Annotated in this window: 4 protein-coding genes; 2 read left to right on the plus strand and 2 right to left on the minus strand. The window is 44.3% G+C overall.

Going from position 1 to position 6390, the window contains the following annotated elements; translation table 11 throughout:
- The first annotated feature begins 2 nt into the window (after positions 1-2).
- Together H5647_RS20660 and H5647_RS20665 are read left to right on the plus strand one after the other, a co-directional pair.
- Positions 3-353 (plus strand): P-II family nitrogen regulator, encoded by a 351-nt coding sequence (locus H5647_RS20660; RefSeq protein ID WP_045860878.1) that lies wholly within the window; start codon positions 3-5, stop codon positions 351-353.
- Entirely contained in the window at positions 350-757 is a 408-nt protein-coding gene (locus tag H5647_RS20665; protein ID WP_045860879.1) for a CBS domain-containing protein, read from the plus strand. The genes H5647_RS20660 and H5647_RS20665 overlap by 4 nt, the downstream gene beginning before the upstream one ends.
- 67 nt (positions 758-824) lie before the next feature.
- Here the strand turns inward: H5647_RS20665 and H5647_RS20670 are convergent, their stop codons facing one another.
- Together H5647_RS20670 and H5647_RS20675 are read right to left on the minus strand one after the other, a co-directional pair.
- The gene (locus tag H5647_RS20670; RefSeq protein WP_045860880.1) at positions 825-2327 is read right to left on the minus strand and encodes a tryptophan halogenase family protein; all 1503 of its coding nucleotides are present in this window, start codon (positions 2325-2327) and stop codon (positions 825-827) included.
- 65 nt (positions 2328-2392) lie between these two features.
- Positions 2393-5620: a TonB-dependent receptor domain-containing protein gene (locus H5647_RS20675; protein ID WP_045860881.1), complete on the minus strand. Its 3228-nt coding sequence runs from the start codon at positions 5618-5620 to the stop codon at positions 2393-2395.
- Positions 5621-6390 lie beyond the last annotated feature (770 nt).

The following is a 6390-nucleotide window of genomic DNA, read 5'->3' on the forward strand; positions in this document are numbered from 1 at the left end:
ACATGCGCTTTAAACTTCTCGTGGTATTCGCTGAAGACGCGAAAACCGATGTAATAATGGATGCCGCTCGCGCCGCTGGCGCTACGGGAGCAACAATCATTAACAATGCTCGCGGCGAAGGAATAACGCAGAAGAAAACATTTTTTGGTTTATCTCTCGAAACCCAAAGAGACGTAATTTTGTTTCTAGTCGAAGAACACCTAAGCAGGCAAATTCTAGAGTGCATCGAAAAAATAGGCGAGTTCGATTCATCGCCTGGCACCGGTATCGCCATTCAAATTGATGTAGAAGACGCGGTAGGTATAGCCCACCAAGCACGTGAACTTTCAGAAATTATCGAGGAAGAACTATGACCCGCAAAGTGATTACTTGCCGTGATGTAATGAACCAGCGTTTCGCAATTGTAGACGGCCTAACAACGGTATCAGAAGCCCTTAATATCATGAATGATAATGACTATAAAAAAGTGGTTATCAAAAAACGCGACGAAAGTGATGAGTGGGGCCAGGTGCTACTTTCTGATATAGCAAAACATGTGATTGCCAAGGACCGATCGCCAGAGCGCGTAAATTGTTACGAAATTATGGCCAAGCCCGTTATCGCCGTGCGCCCCGGTATGGATATAAAATACTGTGCTCGCCTCTTTAATTCTTTTGGCTTATCGTCTGCACCTGTAATCGAAAACCAAGATGTTATTGGAGTGGTCAGTTACAATGATATCGTTTTGAGCTGGCTGGACTATTTGGAGTCAAGATAACATCAGCGCCGCCGAAAAAATTGTCGACCACACGAGCCATATAACAATATCGGGCTCGTGTGATAATTTACCTTTTCTTTAGAAGTTCTTGAACGTACTTTTTATGGGGCGGCAATCCTTTTGCCATTTTATCCATCAAGCCATTCACCTGCCCCAGAACACCTTTAATTTCTTCAACATCAACATTATTAACAAATGGGTTGTAGCTAAGGGGGTGAACATGCATTCCGTCAAACACGGCATGCCAACTAGGAGGTTTAAATAGATCTTCTGGGTTATGGTACAACCTTCCCTCCTCTCGATACAGTTCAATTCTTTCTTTCAATCGGCCGGGGATCACCATATTTTTGCAGTGCCTCCAAAACTCACTATCCGTTCGATTCGAAGTACAGTAATGAAGTATAACAAAATCACGGACATCGTCATAAAGACTATTCATTAAACGATTATATTCATTCGCTAAAACGGGCGAAGCAGTTTTTTTTGGTAACAGATCAACAAACGTTCTTACACCTTTCATTACCAGATGAATCGCCGTCGACTCCAGAGGTTCGACGAATCCAGAAGATAAACCTAGCGACAAACAATTTTTATACCAAATATTTTCTCGCCGCCCCGTAGAGAATGAAATAAATTTTGGTTCTGTAATAATTTCGCCTGATATAGACTGAAGCAATGTATTCTGGGCCGTTTCATCATCACAAAATACGCTGGAATATACATAACCATTTCCAACTCTATTCTGCAACGGTATTTCCCAGGTCCAACCAGCGTCACGCGCAACTGATGTAGTGTATGGCGCCCAATTCTCAGCGCTCTTAGTTTGGCACGTTACAGCCCTATCACAAGGAAGATTATCGCTCCAATCAACGAGAGGAACACCCAATACCTTATCAATCAAAACCCCGGCGGTGCCACTACAATCAATAAAAAAATCACCATGAATTTCTGTTCCGTTTAACATTTTCAGTGCGCTAATATCACCACTCGGAGCCTGTATCGCACTTTCGACAATTCCTTCTACGCGCTGAACACCCTTTTTTTCTGCGTAACCCCGCATATACCTCGCTACCTTGATGGCATCGAATTGCCATGCGTAACTGGCACCCGCCAAAAAAGAATCTTCGGGAGCTTTGTTCGGGTCATAGAAATTATTATAGTTACACAAATGAACCGCAGGAGAATAATCTGTATATGCGGTGCTAAGCCCGGCTTTTTTTGCATTCAACCAATTATCGTGAAAAGACTGTCCGTCTAAGGTTAAACCAACCGACCCGAAAGGGTGCCAATAACTTTCGCCTTTCTCGTACCAATCGGTAAATTTAATCGCCAACTTATAGGTCGCAGAGACCTCGTGCATAAACTCGGCTTCGTCTATACCCAAGTATTTAATAAAATTTACGATAGGAGGAATCGTTGCCTCGCCGACACCCACTGCGCCTATCTCTTCAGATTCAACGAGCACTATTTTTACGTTTAATGGTGCTAACGCTTTACTTAGTGCCGCAGCAGCGAGCCATCCAGCGGTACCTCCGCCCAATATAACAATTTTCCCTAATTCTTCTTGCATTATGTAGGCCCCAAAATTAAAAAAGCGCGCCCTTTCGGGCGCGCCATTAATTCTACGCAGTTAAATTACATACGGTAAGTCACGCCAAGAACAACTCGTCGCTCAAGATTTATATACTGAGAGGGTAATTCCTTCCAGCCGAGGTGAGCACTTTGATCTTCTTCTGTTAAGTTTATACCTTCGAATGTAACCGATAGGTTATCCATAACGTTGTAAGTAAATTGTGCATCCCACTGACCGTAAGCATCAAACTTTTCTGTTACGGTATATGGAGAGTTTGCAATGCCAAAATTTGCTCGGTTCGGTGAAACGTAATCATCACGCCACGAGTAAGCCAATCGAGCACTCATTAACTCCGTTTCATAGAAACCCATGATATTAAAGGCATTTTCTGAAACACCAGGAAGACCATAATTCTGATCTGAGTCGGTAGATGACGTGGTGTTGGATGCAGAATACGTATAGTTAAAAGTTGCACCTAGACCGTTATCCCACGCTTGCTGGTACTGGAATTCTAAGCCGTTAATACTACCGCCATCGCCATTGATAGGCTTGCTTACAGGCGCCGTACTAAAGCCACCACCAGCAGGGTTACCATCAGCCTCTGTAAAATCTTCACTTCCCCCTGCAATAAACGCATCTACAGATTTGAAGAATACACCCGCTGACACTAGACCCAGCTCACCAAAATACCATTCGTAAGTTGCATCTACTTGCTTTGCTCGATAGGGATCGAGCTCTGGGTTACCGTCGCTACCCCCAATAAATTGATAGAAAGTCACGTCATTCTGATCATTACGTGTGAAATTCTTAGAGAAACCTTTACCCAAATCTTGAGAGCTAGGTCGAGCGATTACTTTAGCAGCTGTTACGCGTATTTTGGAATCGTCGTTTAGTTCCAACGCGTAATTTAGGCTTGGCAATACATCCCAATAGGATTTAGTCTCCGTTGAGCTCCCCCAATCGAGCAATACTCCTTGACTGTTCCAGCCATCGGTCGCAATAGACCATGTAGTGGCTTCTGGGTTATCTACAGTTGCTTTGGTTACGGAAACACGAGTATTTACCGCACGCAGACCGACATTCAAAGTATAAGGAATGTCAGCGCCTTCGAAATCAAACTCCGTATAAAATGCGTCAGTGACCTGCTCAACCTTCCAAGACTCAAACGGCACCTGAAACCAAGCTCCCGGTGTGTTTGGCGTAATGCTTTCACGCCAACCTTCCACGTCATTTGCGATAGTCTGCGCATTTTCTACAACAAGATTACCGGTATTGTATGCACCACTAGAGAAAAAGTCAGTTAAGGTAACTGCACGAGAAGGATTTTCGACGTATGTCTCCCAAGGTAAGTAGCCGGGGGAGTTTGACCAACGTCCGACGTAATCATCACCGACGGAAGCATCGTTTACACTATCACCATAGAGTGTTTCAGCGAGATTCAAGCCTGAAGAAGTAGTCCAAGGCGCGTCAGTAGCAGGATCGTTATCCAAAGATTTCAAACCAATGGCAGCATCAACAAAATAACCATAAGGGCCATAGGGGATATTATCGTCAAGACCATCACCATCTATGTCACAAATATTTCCTTCAGGTATACCGCCGTTCCCACAAAGATCGAAATAACGAGCCTCTTGAACGCCGATATTATTCAATACATCGCTAGGAGCGGTATTGGGATCAAAATTTGATGCGGTGTTTACTGATCCGTCTGTGTTGTAGATAGTAGGATGCATGGCACCTTCAGTACGACTAAAGTCAGACAAATAACGAAGCTCGTCGAAAGAGGTTGATTCGTCTGCATGCCTAAAACCAAACTTAATAGTCTTCAATCGAGTACTATCAACACTTAGCTCTACATCACCACGCATAGAGACATTTTGCACATCCGCAGTAGAACCGAGAGCCCAATGAGACTTATACAACAAACCAGCTTCGTTTGATAAAGACTGATAGTCATTAAACCCAATCGTGGGCATACCGCCTGAAGATGCGTCGTAAAAGAAGGTAGATTCTGCAGGTGCATCAGCATTAGGAACGGGAGAGTCACCCCAGCCGTTCGCAGTACCATTCGCCCCTGAAGTACCGAACCACCGCGTCATACGATATTGATCGAACCGCGTATCAACATACCCTGCACGCTGATCGGTTTCAGAAGATGCATAAGTTATATTACCGGATAGCTTCACAATGTCGTTTGGTGTGGCTTCGAATTTAAGCACCATGTTATCAGCGGTGCTTTCAAAAGCTTCACCGGCAGAGTTCATCTCACCTTCACCCATTGTTACAACAGCACCCGTCAAAATATCGAAAGGCTGGCCAACATCTAACAACGTAGCTGCTGCTTCTTCTTCTGCAGTATTCAGGTTGTCGTTGTTATCGCGAAGCGTATGCTTAACGGTATACGACGCCGCCGTGATATTTAAATCAGAGTGGAACCAGTCGAAACCAACGGTGACATCATCGTTAATACTCCACGCAAGGTTCAATGCTCCACCTACGCGTTCACGCTCCATTTCCGAATCTGTAACATACGCAAGGGCAGGTGCAATATACGCATCACCGCTTACCGGCATATTAATCATACGAACGCCGCGCGTTACCGCGTCATAACTATCCGTTGCAACAGTTTTCTTGTTCGCAGCGAACGAAATGATCGCAGCAAAATCGCCCCATCGATTACCCGCCAAGACAAATCCAGAAGGGCTTACCTCACCAGAATTTCCGCCCTGATCCATTTTTAAGTTAGCAGCAAATACCATTTCGTTTAAGCTGAGGGGGTCGCGGGTCTTTAAGTTAATAACACCACCCATACCACCTTCGATCAACGAAGCGGTTGGTGTTTTATAAACTTCCAGCCCGCCCAAGAGTTCTGACGGAATTCCCTCTAACGAACCGCCGTACTCGGTCTTCGATTCTCCGATCTGGAAATATTCCATCCCAGACACAAAACCATTACCGTTTAACAGCGTTACATTTTGATCCAAACCGCGAATACGGACTTTAGTGCCCTCACCGTCACGTCGATCAATCTGAACACCCGGTAACCGCTGCAAAGACTCGGCAACGTTTTGATCAGGCATCTTACCAATGTCATCAGCGGTAATGGCTTCGACAATCTGGTTTGACTCCCGTTTGATATCGATAGAACGCTCAAGCGAGCTCTTAATACCGCGGACAATCATTTCCTCTTCAACTTGCTCTTGGGCGAAAGAAACACCCGTAGCTGAAAAAATACAGGTCGATACCGCAACGGCGAGTACTTTCCGTTTAAAGTTAGGTTTGGTTTCCATTAAGTTCTCCTAATTATTACGCTTTTTTAGTAAACATCCTAAACCCCCAATAGGTCTCGGAATTCTTCCATTCTAGTAACGGACAAATGAATACGGTTACACCTTGCCCCTGTTGCGTGATTGGGGCTGAGCGACCCACCTCACGAAAATTTCGCGTGATTCATCTTTTAAGGGAGATATAATACTCGTGGATTCACGAGAAAATTTTATGATTGGCCACCTTTTTAGCGTGCTGGCGGACCTTAATTTTTGTAATTGTTATATTTTTTATTATAAATTCTATTCGTTTTTCGCCGGCGGTTATATGAATTGCGAGGCGCCTCCTACCGTTAACACTGTGCTATCTATAAATTCCCTTTTAGTCACGTCACCTATCTCAACAAAATCTTGGACGACATCTGAGCAATGCTATCAGATACTCTTCCCAAACATCAACGTCAAAAATTAAAATTGCCCAAATTTTAATTTTTCTAACTCTAAAAAAGGTTAACAAGAATATAGAGCTAAAAGTGTACAGAGCAATAAGTCATACGTAAGCATTGGTAAATTAAACCCTGCTAACCCAATAATTATTGAACGTGCCACACCAAAATACTTCAACCCTTCGGGCCACACTATCGAACACGGCAATCAGGGCCGTTCGGGGCGTATAAACCCAACTAGCCCGTACATAAAACCATCAAGGCCGGCGCCGGCGCCCCGTACTACCGTTTTTACCGCCCACAGCAAAAAACCCAACCAGTTTCCTGATTGGGTTTTTCTAAATTAAA

The organism is Teredinibacter purpureus, assembly GCF_014217335.1.
Lineage (GTDB): Bacteria > Pseudomonadota > Gammaproteobacteria > Pseudomonadales > Cellvibrionaceae > Teredinibacter > Teredinibacter purpureus.